Origin of the sequence: Zoogloea sp. LCSB751 (assembly GCF_002028455.1) — a bacterium.
Taxonomy (GTDB): domain Bacteria; phylum Pseudomonadota; class Gammaproteobacteria; order Burkholderiales; family Rhodocyclaceae; genus Zoogloea.
Map to the genome: position 1 here is coordinate 1 of NZ_MWUM01000514.1, position 244 is coordinate 244.

Annotated in this window: 1 protein-coding gene; it reads right to left on the reverse strand. The window is 62.7% G+C overall.

Annotated features, from left to right (window positions below; translation table 11 throughout):
* Positions 1–244: molecular chaperone (locus tag B4920_RS27530; protein ID WP_173862741.1), on the reverse strand; the 244-nt coding region annotated here is incomplete at both ends.

Below are 244 nucleotides of genomic sequence, written 5' to 3' on the forward strand. Positions count from 1 at the left end.
ACGAATTGGCCCACCTCGCGGGCACCATAGTCGTTGAGCCAATAGAAGGTCACTGCCTTGGCATGGACAGCCCCGGACAGCGGCTCAAGGGGAAAATCGAAGCTGCCCCCCGGCGCCACCATGCCGCCACTTGAGTTGCTGTAGCGCTTCGACGACGCCGTCGCCTGCAGCTCCAGATTGCTGATGCTGACGTGATAGAGGCTGGGGTTGCTGGCACGCAGTGCGTAACCGTCCCCCTGACGGA